This is a genomic window from Alteromonas infernus (assembly GCF_902705815.1).
This window is the reverse complement of record NZ_CACSIG010000008.1, coordinates 151,251-166,853: the sequence shown is the minus strand read 5'-3', so window position 1 is coordinate 166,853 and position 15,603 is coordinate 151,251. Positions and strand designations below refer to the sequence as shown.

Below are 15,603 nucleotides of genomic sequence, written 5' to 3'. Positions count from 1 at the left end.
TTAACTGCTGATTATAGTGATAGATAAAGATTTCGCAGCAAAATACTGGTCTAATCAGGTGTTTTCGCCGCAAAGTTTGTGTGCGGATTTGGCCTGAAAGCGCAGCATGCTGCCTTATTGAGAGATGTCGGTGAGTGAAAAGGGAACACTGACGTATTTACCGTGGAATTTGGCTACATAAATACCAAAGTGAAGGTGAGGCAAAGAAGAGAAGCCCGTATTTCCCGTATAGCCAATCAACTGGCCTTGCTGTACGGTTTGCCCTCGTTCTACCACGACGCTTTCGTGCTTGAGGTGGTAATACTCACCAGTAGTGCCATCGCTATGCAAAATGGCGACATAGTTGGCGTGTTTAGCTAATCGACTGTGCGGCCCACCCTTCGTGCCATCGTCTTTGGTATCTATTACCACTCCGGCTCGCGCGGCCAAAATAGGCGTACCCACGGGCGCGGCAAAATCTAATGCATACCGCGATGCTCCCGAATGACTGAAGCTGCCGTTAAAGCCTTGAACAATGCGGTATGCGCTCGCTGGCTGTAAAGGGGAGTAATAAGCATAATCGCGGTCATGCTGGGCATCAATTTGCCCTGCCGTCCACTTAACGCGCATAGTGTGCCAGAAAGCGTTCGCTTTTTTTACCACACCTAAAGGCACCGCATCATCCGTATTTAAAAATGCATTTACGTGAGCCTTGGGCTTAAGGGCTTCTAAGCTAAATGGAATTTGAAACAGCTTATCTGAATACAAAGTAAGCGCGACGGGCATCGCAATTTTTCGTTTTACTGAGACTAAATAAAGTGAACCGGACGAAGGGGTAAGTTCAAAGCAGAACCGAGCCTTATCAAAGCACCCCGACGTTTTCACCTCTGTTTCAGCGAAAGTGGGCGAAGGCAGTAAAAGTGAAACACACAAAAAGGCTAAAAATAAGAAGCTCGCTTTAAGGCGGCCCTTATCGCTAACAATAAAGGCCGGATGGCAAGTACTGTGTGATGACAACCTAGTTACCGGGCTCATGCTTGCTGTCACGAGTTACGGGGGCATCGTTAAGCCATTCGTTTACGTGACGGGCAAAAGCATCTGCTTTCATAAAACCTGTCACCCGGGCTTTAGTCAGTTCATCGCCATTTGCGTCGAAAAATAAAATAGTGGGAAGGCCGAGCACGTTAAAAGTATCAAAAATCTCCTGCCGCTCAGGGGTGTTGTCGGTAAGATCCATTTGCATCCATACCGTATTGCTAAGCGCTGTAACCACTTTTTCGTCTGGGAAGGTGTATTTCTCAAACTCTTTACACGCCACACACCAGTCGGCGTACAAGTCGACCATCACGGTTTTTCCTTCCCCGTTGGCTGCCGCTATTTTATGGCGTAAATCAGTCAAATCTCTTGCCACAACAAACTCTGGGTGGCTCGAGTGGACTATCTCAGCGTGCTCGCCCCAAAGACCAGTATTGATACCCGCCTGATAGGTAAGCCCGGCGCTGCCCATAATACCCATGGCCACAATAACCGCGCGGGCAAGTTTTATTAACGAGTTTGGCGAAGCGCGATTAATAACCCAGTAATAGCCGAATAAACCAAAGCCAAGTAGCGCCCACAAAAATGCCGTGTATGGGCTGGTGTATAAGCGCTCAATAAACACAATAGCCACAGCAAGCATCATAAAGCCGAATGTGACCTTAACTACATTCATCCAATTACCGGCTTTTGGTAAAAGCTTACCCCCTGTCATGCCAAACAAAATAAGCGGTACGCCCATGCCAATACTCAGTAAGTAAAGGGAAATGAAGCCCAGCGTCATATCGCCAGTTTGCGCAATGAATAACAATATGCCGGTGAGCGGGGCGGTAGTGCAGGGCGAAGCAATAAGGCCCGACAGCACACCCATAACAAACACGCCTGCGAAACTGCCAGGCGTTTGGCTGTTACTCATGTGAGTGAGTTTTTCTTGATACTTCGCCGGAAGCTGAATGTCGAAACCACCAAATAAGGCGATGGCGAGGGCCACGAAGAGCACTATAAACACACCCAATATTGCGGGATGTTGCAGTGCGGCCTGAAACTGCGCGCCTGCTACGGCGACCACCAACCCCAACAGCGAATACGTTATTGCCATACCCTGCACATAAATAAAGGTTAGCCAAAATGAATGGGACGCGGTTTTTGGTTTACCCTGACCAATCACAATGCCCGACACAATGGGATACATAGGGAACACGCAAGGAGTAAACGCCAAGCCCACGCCTAAGGCAAAAAAGAGGGCGAGGGTAAGGGGCAGGTTATCTTTATCGATAAGCTTTTGCGCTAAATTAAACTGTTCACTTTGTAGGGATGAAGCGGCGTTGTTCTCGTCACCTGCCGGTTGCGTTGTTGCTGCGTTACTTCCCACCTCGTTTAAGTACACCACTTTAATGGTGGGCGGATAACAAAGGCCCGCATCGGCGCAGCCCTGATAGCGAACTTTTACTACGCCATCACTATTGGCATAGCTGATAGGCAAAGTGATAGATACCCTGTCGTAAAATACTTCAGACTCGCCAAAAAATTCATCTTCAATCATGACGCCGCGGGGGAAAGTCGGGTCGCCTATCTCTGCTTGTTTTGAAACGAACTTAAACTGCTTAAGGTATAGGTAATAACCGTCGGCGATATCAAAAGTGAGGGTAAGTGTGTCGCTTTGCTGATTAAAATCGAAAACAAAGGCCTGATCGACGTCTAAAAATTGTGGTTCATCTACAAAAGGGTCGTCAAAGGCGCTAGGCATCTGAGCGAAGGCAGGTGCACTAAGCAGTTGTGATAAACACAACACCGACACTATCAGTGCAATAAACCGGCGCCAAAGTGGTGCCGATTTACTTGAAAATTGAGTAAGGGTAGTCATAAAGTTACAGCTCATTTTTATCGTGTTTTATTCAAGCATTATTGTTGTAGTGTCGTTTGCAACCATTGGCCATATGCGCTGCTTGCTTCTGCATTTAGCTCCAACCATTCAGGCACGTCATAAGGGTGTATTTCACTCACTTTTTCAAATGCCTGCAATACGTTTTGGGTATTGGTTTTAATTAACAGCTGGCATTCCGCATCAACTTCTACCTTGCCCTGCCATTCGTAAACAGACTGAATGCCTTTAATTATGTTCACACATGCCGCAAGCTTACTCTTTACAAGTGCAGTAGCAATGTCTTGCGCTGACTTTTCATCGGGTGTGGTACACAACACAAGTTTAATTGTCATTGGCTAATCCTAGCGATTTTCCGCAAGCCTCGGTATGGCGTATACGGCGATTTATTAGACCTTAATACGGGCCTTATTCTTTCACGACTCAGTATACCACGCTCGTTATCGGTCGCTTTAAGTGGCTAATTAAGCGAAAGGGTGGGCACCTTTTCTTGTTATTACGTACAAAGACCCTATAACAGGTTATGAATACATGAAAGAGGAAGCGTTTTGCGGGTTTTATTTTTACTGTTTGCCATACTGCCTATTTTAGAAATAGCGCTATTGATCAATGTAGGTAGCATTATTGGTGGCTGGAATACGGTGGGTTTAGTTATTCTATCGGCGTTTATTGGTGCTTATTTTGTTAAAAAGGAAGGTGTAAGTACGCTGCAAACCGCGCAAGAAAAAATGCAGCGAAATGAAGTGCCAGGAAAAGAGTTAGTAGAAGGTTTAATGTTGGTTGTGGCTGGGGTTCTTTTGGTTACGCCGGGCTTTATTACCGACATTTTCGGTTTCTTATTAGCTATGCCGGGGTCTCGCCACTTCTTCGCCGCACAAGTGAGTAAGCATATGAAGATGCGCGTCGTGGCTCCGGGCATGGGGCCGGGTATGGGCCCTAATGGCGCAGGCTTCAATCAGGGGGAATCCCCTTTTGGACAGAGTCCATTCGGCAACGGCCCTCAATCGCACCAACAAGGTGATGATGTCATTGAGGGGGAGTACACAGACAATACCACCAACGACCGAGATAAGCGTTTAAAATAACGCGTCCACCGCTTTTCTCAACTTCCCTTTTTTACTCACGTTATTAGCGTCGTTTACCACGATAAACGGCGTTTACTTGTTTAAGAAAAATAAGTATTTAGTGAAAAAATCAATTTTTTTACATTTTTTTGTTTAAAAACCCTTGAAGTTATCAGGGTACTACCCCATCTATCCGTGCAGAAACGATTTTAACTGCTCAGCAATGAGCAACCCAGGCACACAACATTCAGGCAGTCTGAGTGTTGGTAATCACACAACTTTGAATAGTGGAATTTTCAGGAGACTTGAAAATGGCAATTCGTCCTTTACACGACCGCGTAATCATTAAGCGCGCAGAGCAAGAAAGCAAATCTGCAGGCGGTATCGTTCTGACTGGTTCTGCAGCAGAAAAATCTACACGCGGCGAAGTAATCGCAGTAGGTAACGGTCGCATTCTTGAGAACGGCGAAGTTAAAGCGCTAGACGTTAAAGTTGGCGACACCGTTATTTTCAACGACGGTTACGGCGTTAAAACAGAAAAGCTGGATGGTGAAGAAGTACTTATCCTAAGCGAAAGCGACATTCTAGCGATTGTTGAGTAATTACAACTAACGTTAAAACGAATTTTAGAGGAATTTAATCATGGCAGCTAAAGAAGTACGTTTTGGTGATGACGCTCGCAGCAAAATGCTAAAAGGCGTAAACACACTAGCTAATGCAGTTAAAGTAACACTAGGTCCAAAAGGCCGTAACGTTGTTCTAGACAAGTCTTTCGGTGCACCAACTATCACTAAAGATGGTGTGTCTGTAGCGAAAGAAATCGAGCTTGAAGACAAGTTCGAAAACATGGGCGCGCAGATGGTAAAAGAAGTCGCGTCTAAAGCGAACGACGAAGCGGGTGACGGTACAACTACTGCAACCGTTCTAGCGCAAGCTATCGTAACTGAAGGCCTTAAGAGCGTTGCGGCGGGTATGAACCCAATGGACCTTAAGCGCGGTATCGACAAAGCGGTTATCGCGGCTGTTGAAGAGCTTAAAGCCCTTTCTACTGACTGTGCAGACAGCAAGTCTATCGCACAGGTAGGTACTATCTCTGCAAACTCTGACGCAGAAGTTGGCGACATCATTGCTCAAGCAATGGAAAAAGTGGGTAAAGAAGGTGTTATCACCGTAGAAGAAGGTCAAGCACTTCAAAACGAACTAGACGTTGTTGAAGGTATGCAGTTCGACCGCGGTTACCTATCGCCATACTTCATCAACAACCAAGAAAACGGCACCGTTGAACTAGACAACCCGTTCATCCTATTGGTTGACAAGAAAATTTCTAACATCCGCGAACTACTGCCTACCCTTGAAGGCGTAGCGAAAGCGGGTAAGCCGCTAATGATCATCGCTGAAGATGTTGAAGGCGAAGCGCTTGCTACACTAGTAGTTAACAACATGCGTGGTATTGTTAAAGTTGCAGCGGTTAAAGCTCCTGGTTTTGGTGACCGTCGTAAAGCAATGCTTCAAGACATCGCTATTCTAACTGGCGGTACTGTAATCTCTGAAGAGATTGGTCTTGAGCTTGAAAAAGTTCAACTAGAAGACCTTGGTACTGCTAAGCGCGTAGTTATCAACAAAGACAACACCACTGTTGTTGACGGTAACGGCGACCAAGAAGCAATTGAAGGCCGTTGTGCACAAATCAAAGGTCAAATTGAAGAGTCTTCGTCTGACTACGACAAAGAGAAGCTTCAAGAACGTCTTGCTAAGCTTTCAGGCGGTGTTGCAGTAATTAAAGTTGGTGCAGCGACTGAAGTTGAAATGAAAGAGAAGAAAGACCGCGTAGAAGATGCACTACATGCAACTCGCGCAGCGGTTGAAGAAGGTGTGGTACCTGGTGGTGGTGTTGCACTAGTACGCGCAGCTGCGAAGCTTTCTGAGCTAACTGGCGACAACGAAGACCAAACAGTAGGTGTTAAGCTTGCACTACGTGCAATGGAAGCGCCTCTACGTCAAATCTCTATCAACTCAGGTGCAGAAGCATCAGTAGTGGTTAACGAAGTGAAGAACGGCGACGGTAACTACGGTTACAACGCTGGTAACGACACTTACGGCGACATGCTAGAGATGGGTATTCTTGACCCAACTAAAGTAACGCGCTCTGCACTACAGTTCGCATCATCAATTGCTTCACTAATGATCACTACTGAAGCAATGGTAGCTGAACTACCTAAAGACGAAGCTGCGCCAGCAATGCCTGATATGGGCGGCATGGGCGGAATGGGCGGCATGATGTAATTGCCTGCTCCTCCCTTTGCTGTTGATTTATAAAGGTTTATTTTTCATATGTAGAAACGTATGTAGAGACAATAATAGAGCCTTTTGATCTAACACGGCATTGAGACCTAAAAAAGCCATCAAGATAATACTTGGTGGCTTTTTTGCTTTTAGTGTATAGCTTTTTTGTATGCAGGTCAGAATATATTTTGTTGGGAGGATTTATGAGTAGTCGTGAAGAGTCAAAGGAAATAGCCTTCTTGCTGAAAAATGGCGATTGGGCTTTCCCTGTAAAAGTTGAAAGTGAAAAAACGGGGAATCTTTCATTTAGGTCTGCGCCCAAGGACGTAAACAAATTTGGATTCGATTGGAATAATAATGAAGTTGAAGTATCTGAAGTAGAAATGATTGATGATGTGTTGAATAAAGGAAGAAGGACACGTTGTACGTCTACTTCAACCTGATAAGGCTAACCTCAGAGGTAAGTCATCAAGAGATGTCGTAGGTTTATATATACTCCATCGTTAGGTATTTTCGTACCCACAATCTCAGGGGGGGGATGACGTAGCACGCACCTCACGCTTTAGATTGCAGCGTATCATTACAATTAATAAAAGTGTCGTTTATTTAAGTGGACTTTTAGCTATCTGGACTCAAACAATCCAATCAAATGGTATGCTATTTCGTTGTCATCAATGTTCTTTGCAATTAATAAGCATTGCTTTACATGATCAGGTTCTAAGGCTTGTAATGATGCTTCGTTGATGAATTTATCTCTTAATTGTTTATTAGCATCCTTGTATAAAACGACAGCGAGAGAATATTTAGAAGACTCATGAGGGCATAAAATAATCATGTTCTTGTGACCTACTTGTTGCCAAGTGTGGTGCACTCTCTTGGACAAACTTTTTATCATATTGCTCAATTGAATTTGGTCTTCAGGTACATACATATTTAGTATGCAACCTATTTCCGTCCACCTCGGGGTTGAGCGTTTTTCGAGTTGCTTGAATATCTCAGTGAATAATTTAGATGTTTTAGGTTTAGGCTTTTGGATTGATACACCGGCATCTTTAGCCTGATAGTAACTGTCTATAGAATCAGACATTCCGCTAATATTTATAACGTGATCTGTGGCATAATCACTAAAGTTTCCTAAAGCTAAAAACGTCGATAGGTAAAGCCCCAAATAATCTAGCTCGTCTCCCATAAGATTATATTGCTTTTGAATTATGCTTCGTCTTTCTAGATAGTGGAGTATTTGTACTGGGTGCTCCAGCAAATCAAATATTGTCTCAAAATCAGCTAAATTGGTTGAAGGGCATGATTCATATCCATCTGGTAGCCAGCCAGTATCTTCGAATAATTTCAGATTAGTTTGTAAAGTGGCAAAATCCTCTAGCGAAACTGAAACTCGAATAACTTTGTTAATTTTTGAAATGTCGATTGGTAGTTTGTCGATTAATGGGTCATTCGTATCCGGATTTTCGATTAATTCTTTAATCTTTTCAGCAAACCTAAATGACTGAACGCTAGGATCAATATAAATTTCTTTGAAGTGCTTTTTGATTCGATCCGGAGCACCTCTCAAAGCTGGCTTGGTAATATTGTGTGATTTGGCCTCTATTATTAGTGCATGAGAATCTATGAAGGTGATTAGGTCTGTCTCAAATGTTTTTCCCTCAAAATCCCATTGTATTCCGGAGATTGTATGAGATTCAGGAAACCTCGTTTTTACTATCTCTTCTATCTTTTCCTCTAGATATAACGCTCTTCTTTCATGAAGTTTGTCTTTATCATAACCTTCGATTAGATTGTCTAGACTGTTCAAGGAGAAACTAAAAAACACTTGTGGGAGTGGACAGAAGTACTCTGACTCCTTTTGGACTATAGGTCTTGTCCAGATAGGGTTATCAAGAAATATGAAACCCTGATTGTGGGTAGCAAGTTCACCGCTTTCGAGTGAAAAATGGTTTAGTATTTTTACTATAGTCTCTTGTGCAATGCTTAACTCTTGACTTAATTCTTCACAATCTATGTGATACATGTATGGAGTGAATAAGTCATAGTGAGAAAGCATGAGGAAAAATAACTGTTTGAAGGGAGTTCTATCGATAGCTAAATCCTCAAACAGCTCTTCTTTGTCATTCACTGAGAGACCTATATGGTCAGTATATAAATCTATTAGTTTTTTCTTGTCATGAGTTCTATAAAGGCTACTCAAAAATTCATATCTTTCAGTTAATTTTTGTTCACCACTACTAACTAAATGAGAGAATACTTTTATAGTGTCTGTGACTGTAAAACCAAATATATTGTTAACTTCAAAATCAAAATATGTGTAGAGCTCCGTAATTATTGTTTTAATCTGAGAGTTAAAACCCCAATTACGGACTATTTGAGTATGTCCTCTTAGCAGCTCCTGAATGTTAGATATTGCTTTTTCTTCATTAGACTGATTGAGTTTTGCTGTTCTATATCTACTTTGAGTTGAGTTTTGTTGAATTTCTTTTATTAGCTCAAAAACAACTTCAATATCCATATTCGTAGGCATTTTTGTACCTAACGAATCTTTAGGTATCGTCAGAATTAAAGCTTGTAGTAGCTCCACATGAAATTGCTCAACCCCAATAGGAGATTCTTTATTAACAACCCCATCGTCACCGACACCCTGACTTAAAGAATAAGTAGCGACAATTGATAAAGTAGTTAACGGACAGTACTCACAAAGGAATTCCTTTAGGTCATCGATTCCTTCTTTTAGCTTAACTTTACTCTCAGAAGAAATTTTTTTGATTAAAGACTCTCGTTGTTCTCGAGTCAACGAGGATAGAGGATTTTCAATGCTAGTTAAGACTGGGCCTCCATCTGATTTAACCTTAGTTGGGGAGAAGTTTTTATCTACTTTATGATTTTTGTTCTTTAACTTCTTTTTCTTCGCGTCACGTCTTGCTTTACTTTTTTTACTCATAGCATTCCTTTCGAGTATTTCCTTAAGGATATTATCGTAAATGGCTAAACCTGTTGTGTACACCTAGGTGAAATACAGTGTACACATGTGTACGGTTACATAGGATCTCCTTGGTTTTCTAGATAGTAGCTTTCATCACTGTGCGTTTCAGCTTCTTCCCAAATTAATTTTCTGGAGATAGTAATACCTAGTTACTGCCCTTTCTTTCCTTTTTCAATATTTTAAAGCAATGATTTCTTTATAAACTACAACATGCTTCTTTATGAGGTTGCAGAGTTCGCTGATTAGACAACCTAAGCAAATGTGTTTGTACCAGACACTTCTTCCATAGGTTCTGCGAACTCCCATACAGCTTTTAGCCTACTTATCCTTGCTTAAACAGTAGCCTTTTTTGTTCTCGCACAAAAGTTTCGTCATGACCTTTTCCATTTATCGCAGCTAAAAGAGAGTTACCGCATTTTTTGTAGGATGAAAGTCTCTTTGATAACTACGCTTTAGGTAACAATTTTTTATCACTTGTACTTTTCAAAGCGCTAGCGTATTGAAATCAATTTGCCATATTGTCTTATTTTGCTTGTTATGTAGCTAATGTGCGAGGTCTTTATCTTTTCTTGCGCCGTACAAGTAACATGTTAAAAACTTGTATTTGAAAGCGGTTTGTCTAACTACATAAACTCATCATGATACTTTTTCGGCCTATTGAATTAACTCTAGTTAGCCTTTAACCTGCCACGCCTGCTTCATTTTTGAAGTAGGTAACTAGTGCATTTTTTATAAGGCATTCTAACCACTATGGCACCACGTTCTTTCGCTTTTTTAAGCGAATTGAATTCATTAATTAGACCTGCAGTAAACTACACCAATGGTGTAGGCGCTATGCTGTGGTTAGCTAATATGGTGCTGTTGCTGAATGTTGCACTAGTGATTAGTGGCACCATGGCCGACGCTACAGAGTTTGTTAGTGCATTTAATGAAAGCTTGGTTTTCGAGCCTTTTTTCATTGCACTTGCTGATCACACGCTTTCACAATTTATCGTTCCCACTATCGCGTTGGTATTAGTCGGTTTATTGGTTAAAGCCACGGCTATAGCAAAGGCGCAAATAACAAAACAGCGCCGACCTATTCCTTACCTTTGCCCTACGTTTCCTCAGCCTTTTGTTCAAACGGTTGGCAGCCGAGCGCCCCCTCTTTTTAGTTAAACGTTTCCGATTTATTAGACACCATAAGTGCTGCGCTTTAAGCGTGATAACGCCACTTCTGGTGCGTTTTCCGATGCTGTAAACCCGTAGTTCCTTTCGGAACTGCTCAGTCATCGCCGTTTAACTTGTGGGTTATAGGAACTTGTTTTGTCTATTCGTAACCTTTTTACTTTGATTGTTGCTGGTGCTGGGCTTACGTTAGCCGGTTGCAGCGGTGGCGTGCTTGACCCCAAAGGGCAAGTGGGCATGGATGAGAAGAACCTTATTATTCTTTGTACCATCCTGATGCTGATTGTTGTTGTTCCCGTAATTGTTCTAACGCTTTATTTCGCATGGAAGTATCGCGCTAGTCGCGACTTTGAAATTTACACCCCGAAGTGGGCGCACTCTACAAAGATAGAAGCCGTTGTATGGTCAATTCCTATCTTAATCGTTATTTCGTTAAGCGTGATCACATGGCGCTCTACTCACGCACTCGACCCTTATTCTCCGCTAGAAGGTCAAGGAGAACACCTTACTGTTGAAGTAGTGTCGCTCAATTGGAAGTGGCTGTTTATTTACCCTGAGCAAGGCATTGCTACTGTCAATGAATTAGTGTTTCCAGCTAATAAGCCTGTGGCGTTTAAAATCACTTCCGAAAGCACTATGAATTCGTTTTTCATTCCTCAGTTGGGAAGCCAGATTTATTCTATGGCGGGAATGGAAACTAAGCTTCATCTTATTGCCGATGAGCCAGGTACGTACAAGGGCATTTCGTCAAACTACAGTGGCGCAGGCTTTACGGGCATGAAATTCAACGCTATCGCCACACCTACAGAGGGCGACTTTAACGATTGGGTCGCAAGCGTTAAGCAAGCACAAACAGCGTTAACGCCCGCTTCTTATGAGCAGCTTGCCAAGCCAAGTGAAAACCACCCGGTGACTTACTACAACGAAGTGAGTGAAGGCCTTTTTCACGACATCGTGATGAAGTACATGAAAGATCACGGCTCTATGGACTTTTATAGCAAGCCAGAAAATGCCGCTACCGGCGAACACCACACAATGCCTCAAATGCAACACCGTCATCATCAAGAGGATGCACAATAATTATGTCTTTTTTAGGTAAATTATCTATAGAGGCCGTGCCCTATCACGAGCCCATAATCATGGTGACACTTGCCGTAGTGGCACTGCTTGGTGTGGTTATAGCCATGCTCATCACCAAACACAAACAGTGGGGCACCCTGTGGTTCGACTGGATCACGTCTGTCGACCACAAGCGTCTTGGTATTATGTACATTGTGCTGGCTATGATCATGCTGCTGCGCGGCTTTGCCGACGCTATTATGATGCGCACTCAGCTTGCAATGGCAACCAATGGTGCGCCCGGCTATCTACCTCCCGAGCACTACGACCAAATCTTCACCGCCCATGGCGTTATCATGATCATCTTCATGGCGATGCCGTTTATGATTGGCTTAATGAACATCATTCTGCCACTGCAAATTGGTGCCCGCGATGTGGCGTTTCCTTTTTTAAATAATTTGAGTTTTTGGCTAACCGCAGGTGGCGCAATTCTAGTGAATGTGTCTTTAGGGTTAGGTGAATTCGCAAAAACAGGGTGGGTTGCTTATCCGCCGCTAGCCGGGTTGGAGTTTAGTCCCGGGGTTGGCGTCGACTATTACATATGGGCCCTGCAGATATCCGGGCTCGGTACGCTGCTAACCGCCGTAAACTTCTTAGTTACCGTGTTTAAAATGCGTGCGCCCGGCATGAAACTCATGCAAATGCCTATTTTCACCTGGACCTGTACTTGGGCGAATATTCTTATCGCCGCGTCGTTCCCTATTCTTACCGCTGTGTTGGCCATGCTAACGCTAGACCGCTATATGGATTTTCACTTCTTCACTAACGAAGCCGGTGGTAACTCTATGATGTATATCAACCTGTTTTGGGCATGGGGACACCCTGAAGTCTATATTCTTGTACTGCCTGCATTTGGTATTTTCTCAGAAGTTATTTCTACGTTTACCGCTAAGCGTTTGTTTGGCTACAAGTCGATGGTTTATGCATCGGGCGCCATTGCCATTCTAGGCTTTATTGTATGGCTGCATCACTTCTTTACCATGGGGTCGAGCGCCAATGTGAATGCCTTCTTTGGCATTATGACCATGGTTATTGCTATACCCACGGGGGTAAAGCTATTTAACTGGCTGTTCACTATGTATCGAGGCCGTCTTGTACTAAGCGTGCCTGTGCTATGGACGCTAGGCTTTATGGTGACCTTCACCATAGGCGGTATGACAGGCGTGCTGTTAGCTATACCTGGCGCAGACTACGTACTCCACAATAGCTTATTCCTTATTGCCCATTTTCATAACACCATTATTGGTGGCGCGGTGTTTGGTTACTTGGCTGGCTTCGCTTTTTGGTTCCCGAAAGCCATGGGCTTTAAGCTTGACGAAAAAACCGGAAAAGCAGCCTTTTGGTGCTGGCAAATTGGTTTCCTTTTGGCGTTCATGCCCCTATATGTGCTTGGCTTTTTGGGTATGACACGCCGCTTAAATCACACTGACAATCCTGACTGGAATATCTGGTTATACATTGCTGCATTTGGTGCGTTTGTTATAGCAATTGGTATTTTCTTCCAGCTACTTCAGCTGTTTGTAAGCTTCAAAAACAAAGAGAAGCTTAACGATACAACGGGCGATCCGTGGAATGGTCACACGCTAGAGTGGTCAACGGCGTCACCGCCTCAATTTTACAATTTTGCCAAGATTCCTCACATCAAAGACATTGATGCATGGACGGATATGAAGGAGCGCGGCGAGTCGTATCAACGCCCTGAAAAATACACACCTATTCATATGCCAAAAAATACTTCAGCCGGAGTTTTCATGAGCATGAGCTTTACCCTAATGGGCTTTGCGCTTATCTGGCATATTTGGTGGCTAGCCATTGCTGGTTTAGCAGCAGGAATAGGAGTATTTATTAAGCGTTGCTATACCTCGGATGTTGATTACTACGTGCAGGTAGATGAGGTTGAACGAGTTGAAGCTACGCACTTAAGTGCCAATACAGTGGGAGGTCGCTCATGAGTACTATTGCAACATCAAGCGCCGCATCAATGCCGCATGAACACGCACACGAAGAACATCATGAAAACAACACCGTGTTTGGTTTCTGGTTGTATTTAATGACCGACTGTTTGTTGTTTGCTTCTTTCTTTGCCACCTATGCCGTGCTGTTTATGAACACGGCAGGGGGCGTGTCTGGCAAAGATATTTTTGAACTCAACTTTGTAGCTGTGGAAACAGCTGCATTGCTCTTAAGCAGTATAACCTTTGGCTTTGCCATGATTTGTGCTCACCGGCAAAACAAATCAGGTGCTCTTGCTTGGCTGGCGGTGACATGGGCGCTGGGAGCGTGTTTTATCGGTATGGAAGTATATGAATTCCATCACCTTATCGAGCATGGCAACGGACCGCAGCAAAGTGCGTTTCTAACGGCGTTTTTCTCGCTAGTAGGGCTGCACGGGTTGCACGTTACAGCAGGCCTTATTTGGATGACAATTATGTTTATTGAAGTAACCCGCCGAGGTCTAGGTGAGCAAACCGTTACTCGACTTAGTTGCTTAAGTCTGTTTTGGCACTTCCTCGATATCGTATGGATATGTGTATTTACCGTAGTGTATTTAATGGGGGCAATGTAATGGCGTTACACGATGCAAAATTAGCTTCAAATACTGACGGTCACGCTTCATCGACCCACAATAGTGATGACGCACATGGCGATGTGAAGTCTTATATTATTGGCTTCATTCTATCTGTGGTACTTACCGCTATTCCGTTCACTTTAGTGATGAATGGCGACCTATCTAAAGTTACCACGATTTGGAGCGTGGTAACTTTGGGCTTGGTTCAAATTTGGGTGCACCTTAAATACTTTTTGCACCTTAACTTTGTTACTGAAGAAGGCAGAGCCAATACGTTTTCATTCTTGTTCAGTGCGCTTATTATTTTCATGGTGGTTGGGTTATCCGTTTGGATCATCTACGAATCAAACGCCATGATGATGTATTAGCAAATCTCTGTATATGCGTGGTCTATCCTGACGATCATGTCAGGCTTTTCAATGTGTTTACTTCTTCGCGGTCAGTACGTGAAGCCCTCATGTTTCGCCCTTCTACTGTGGGGCAACCTATTGGGGCTTCTCAGTACACCTTGATACGCGTCTAAATGGGCGCGTTCTAAATTTGGATTTTACCCATGACCTCTACTTATAAACGTTACCTGTCAGTCACCAAGCCCGGCATTATTATGGGCAATGCTATTTCGGTAACGGGCGGTTTCTTGCTCGCGTCCCGTGGCGATATAGATTACTGGCTATTGCTCGCAACACTCATCGGTTTATCGCTGGTGGTGGCGTCGGGTTGTGTCATTAATAACTGCATTGACCGAGATATCGACGGCAAAATGCAGCGCACGGCCAACCGGGTTACGGTAACAGGCGAGTTGCCATTGCTTACTGCGATGTTGCATGGTGCTGTGCTGGGTATTGCAGGGTTTGGCTTGTTAGCGCTTTACACCAACCTTACTGCCGTATTTTTTGCTGTTTTTGGCTACGTTATTTATGTGGGTGTTTACAGCCTGTATATGAAGCGAAACTCGGTGTATGGCACCTTCGTTGGCAGTTTGTCGGGGGCCGTTCCGCCCGTAGTCGGTTATTGCGCCGCGAGCGGTCAGTTTGATATGGCTGCGGCTATTTTGCTGGGTATGTTCAGCATTTGGCAAATGCCCCATTCTTATGCCATCGCTATCTTTAGATATAACGACTATAAGGCGGCTGGAATTCCAGTATTGCCTGTATCGCAAGGTATTGCGAAAGCAAAACGCCATATCGTCCTTCATATTGCGTTATTTGCTTTAGTAGTAATGCTGCTTCCACTTAACGGTTATACAGGTATTGGCTTTTTAACAGTAGCTTTCGCAACAAGCCTTTGGTGGCTGTTGATGGCGCTGCGCGGATACAGACCCGACATCAACGTAGAAGGCTGGGCAAAACGTGTTTTTGGTTTCTCCATTGTGAATATAACGCTGTTATCCGTCGCTATGTCACTGGACTATCATACGTCAGTAACGAGTCTGTTTGCGCTCTCGTTCTAATTGACGTGTTTCGACTCACTCAACGAGGTTGGCTTGAAAGCTTTCAATGCAGTGTGCGTATAG

The 15,603-nt window shown here is 43.8% G+C and carries 14 protein-coding genes; 10 read left to right on the top strand and 4 right to left on the bottom strand.

Annotated features, from left to right (window positions below):
• Positions 1 to 114 precede the first annotated feature (114 nt).
• Genes ACX5J7_RS02650 through cutA form a run of 3 tightly spaced genes read right to left on the bottom strand, consistent with a single transcriptional unit; the run spans position 115 to position 3,231 of the window.
• On the bottom strand, positions 115 to 1,014 hold the full coding sequence (locus ACX5J7_RS02650) for a M23 family metallopeptidase (protein WP_498706014.1): 900 nt from the start codon (positions 1,012 to 1,014) through the stop codon (positions 115 to 117).
• Positions 998 to 2,878, bottom strand: coding sequence for a protein-disulfide reductase DsbD (locus ACX5J7_RS02645; RefSeq protein ID WP_498706011.1), 1,881 nt, complete (start codon positions 2,876 to 2,878; stop codon positions 998 to 1,000). The genes ACX5J7_RS02650 and ACX5J7_RS02645 overlap by 17 nt, the downstream gene beginning before the upstream one ends.
• 38 nt (positions 2,879 to 2,916) lie before the next feature.
• Positions 2,917 to 3,231: a divalent-cation tolerance protein CutA gene (gene cutA, locus ACX5J7_RS02640; RefSeq protein ID WP_012520090.1), complete on the bottom strand. Its 315-nt coding sequence runs from the start codon at positions 3,229 to 3,231 to the stop codon at positions 2,917 to 2,919.
• Between the two features lie 213 nt (positions 3,232 to 3,444).
• Here cutA and ACX5J7_RS02635 point away from each other — a divergent pair, with 213 nt between their 5' ends.
• From ACX5J7_RS02635 to ACX5J7_RS02620, 4 genes are all read left to right on the top strand, one after another.
• Complete coding sequence (locus ACX5J7_RS02635; protein ID WP_498706009.1) at positions 3,445 to 3,981, top strand: FxsA family protein; 537 nt, start codon at positions 3,445 to 3,447, stop codon at positions 3,979 to 3,981.
• Between the two features lie 290 nt (positions 3,982 to 4,271).
• Positions 4,272 to 4,562: a co-chaperone GroES gene (locus ACX5J7_RS02630; protein ID WP_015068434.1), complete on the top strand. Its 291-nt coding sequence runs from the start codon at positions 4,272 to 4,274 to the stop codon at positions 4,560 to 4,562.
• A 40-nt stretch (positions 4,563 to 4,602) separates the two neighbouring features.
• Positions 4,603 to 6,243: a chaperonin GroEL gene (groL, locus tag ACX5J7_RS02625; RefSeq protein ID WP_012520087.1), complete on the top strand. Its 1,641-nt coding sequence runs from the start codon at positions 4,603 to 4,605 to the stop codon at positions 6,241 to 6,243.
• Positions 6,244 to 6,446: 203 nt separating this feature from the next.
• Positions 6,447 to 6,686 (top strand): hypothetical protein, encoded by a 240-nt coding sequence (locus ACX5J7_RS02620; protein WP_498706003.1) that lies wholly within the window; start codon positions 6,447 to 6,449, stop codon positions 6,684 to 6,686.
• Positions 6,687 to 6,865: 179 nt separating this feature from the next.
• Here ACX5J7_RS02620 and ACX5J7_RS02615 read toward each other — a convergent pair whose 3' ends face one another.
• Positions 6,866 to 9,193, bottom strand: a complete 2,328-nt coding sequence (locus ACX5J7_RS02615) for a hypothetical protein (RefSeq protein ID WP_498706000.1) — start codon at positions 9,191 to 9,193, stop codon at positions 6,866 to 6,868.
• A gap of 792 nt (positions 9,194 to 9,985) precedes the next feature.
• Between ACX5J7_RS02615 and ACX5J7_RS02610 the strand changes: the two genes are divergently transcribed.
• The 6 genes from ACX5J7_RS02610 (at position 9,986) to cyoE (ending at position 15,540) form a co-directional block, all read left to right on the top strand.
• Complete coding sequence (locus ACX5J7_RS02610) at positions 9,986 to 10,393, top strand: hypothetical protein (RefSeq protein WP_498705998.1); 408 nt, start codon at positions 9,986 to 9,988, stop codon at positions 10,391 to 10,393.
• 147 nt (positions 10,394 to 10,540) lie between these two features.
• Positions 10,541 to 11,482, top strand: coding sequence for a ubiquinol oxidase subunit II (gene cyoA / locus ACX5J7_RS02605; protein WP_498705997.1), 942 nt, complete (start codon positions 10,541 to 10,543; stop codon positions 11,480 to 11,482).
• A 2-nt stretch (positions 11,483 to 11,484) separates the two neighbouring features.
• Positions 11,485 to 13,473 (top strand): cytochrome o ubiquinol oxidase subunit I, encoded by a 1,989-nt coding sequence (gene cyoB / locus ACX5J7_RS02600; protein WP_498705995.1) that lies wholly within the window; start codon positions 11,485 to 11,487, stop codon positions 13,471 to 13,473.
• On the top strand, positions 13,470 to 14,087 hold the full coding sequence (cyoC, locus tag ACX5J7_RS02595) for a cytochrome o ubiquinol oxidase subunit III (RefSeq protein ID WP_014977735.1): 618 nt from the start codon (positions 13,470 to 13,472) through the stop codon (positions 14,085 to 14,087). The genes cyoB and cyoC overlap by 4 nt, the downstream gene beginning before the upstream one ends.
• Positions 14,087 to 14,458, top strand: coding sequence for a cytochrome o ubiquinol oxidase subunit IV (gene cyoD / locus ACX5J7_RS02590; protein WP_012520077.1), 372 nt, complete (start codon positions 14,087 to 14,089; stop codon positions 14,456 to 14,458). Before cyoC ends, cyoD begins: the two co-directional genes overlap by 1 nt.
• A 185-nt stretch (positions 14,459 to 14,643) precedes the next feature.
• Positions 14,644 to 15,540, top strand: coding sequence for a heme o synthase (cyoE, locus tag ACX5J7_RS02585; RefSeq protein WP_498705989.1), 897 nt, complete (start codon positions 14,644 to 14,646; stop codon positions 15,538 to 15,540).
• The last annotated feature ends 63 nt before the right edge of the window (positions 15,541 to 15,603 follow it).

Coding starts and splice junctions, on each gene's coding strand:
- cutA (WP_012520090.1), bottom strand. CDS start 3,231: ATGACAATTAAACTTGTGTTGTGTACCACACCCGATGAAAAGTCAGCG.
- ACX5J7_RS02610 (WP_498705998.1), top strand. CDS start 9,986: ATGGCACCACGTTCTTTCGCTTTTTTAAGCGAATTGAATTCATTAATT.
- cyoC (WP_014977735.1), top strand. CDS start 13,470: ATGAGTACTATTGCAACATCAAGCGCCGCATCAATGCCGCATGAACAC.
- cyoB (WP_498705995.1), top strand. CDS start 11,485: ATGTCTTTTTTAGGTAAATTATCTATAGAGGCCGTGCCCTATCACGAG.
- ACX5J7_RS02645 (WP_498706011.1), bottom strand. CDS start 2,878: ATGACTACCCTTACTCAATTTTCAAGTAAATCGGCACCACTTTGGCGC.
- ACX5J7_RS02620 (WP_498706003.1), top strand. CDS start 6,447: ATGAGTAGTCGTGAAGAGTCAAAGGAAATAGCCTTCTTGCTGAAAAAT.
- cyoD (WP_012520077.1), top strand. CDS start 14,087: ATGGCGTTACACGATGCAAAATTAGCTTCAAATACTGACGGTCACGCT.
- cyoE (WP_498705989.1), top strand. CDS start 14,644: ATGACCTCTACTTATAAACGTTACCTGTCAGTCACCAAGCCCGGCATT.
- ACX5J7_RS02650 (WP_498706014.1), bottom strand. CDS start 1,014: ATGAGCCCGGTAACTAGGTTGTCATCACACAGTACTTGCCATCCGGCC.
- ACX5J7_RS02630 (WP_015068434.1), top strand. CDS start 4,272: ATGGCAATTCGTCCTTTACACGACCGCGTAATCATTAAGCGCGCAGAG.
- groL (WP_012520087.1), top strand. CDS start 4,603: ATGGCAGCTAAAGAAGTACGTTTTGGTGATGACGCTCGCAGCAAAATG.
- ACX5J7_RS02615 (WP_498706000.1), bottom strand. CDS start 9,193: ATGAGTAAAAAAAGTAAAGCAAGACGTGACGCGAAGAAAAAGAAGTTA.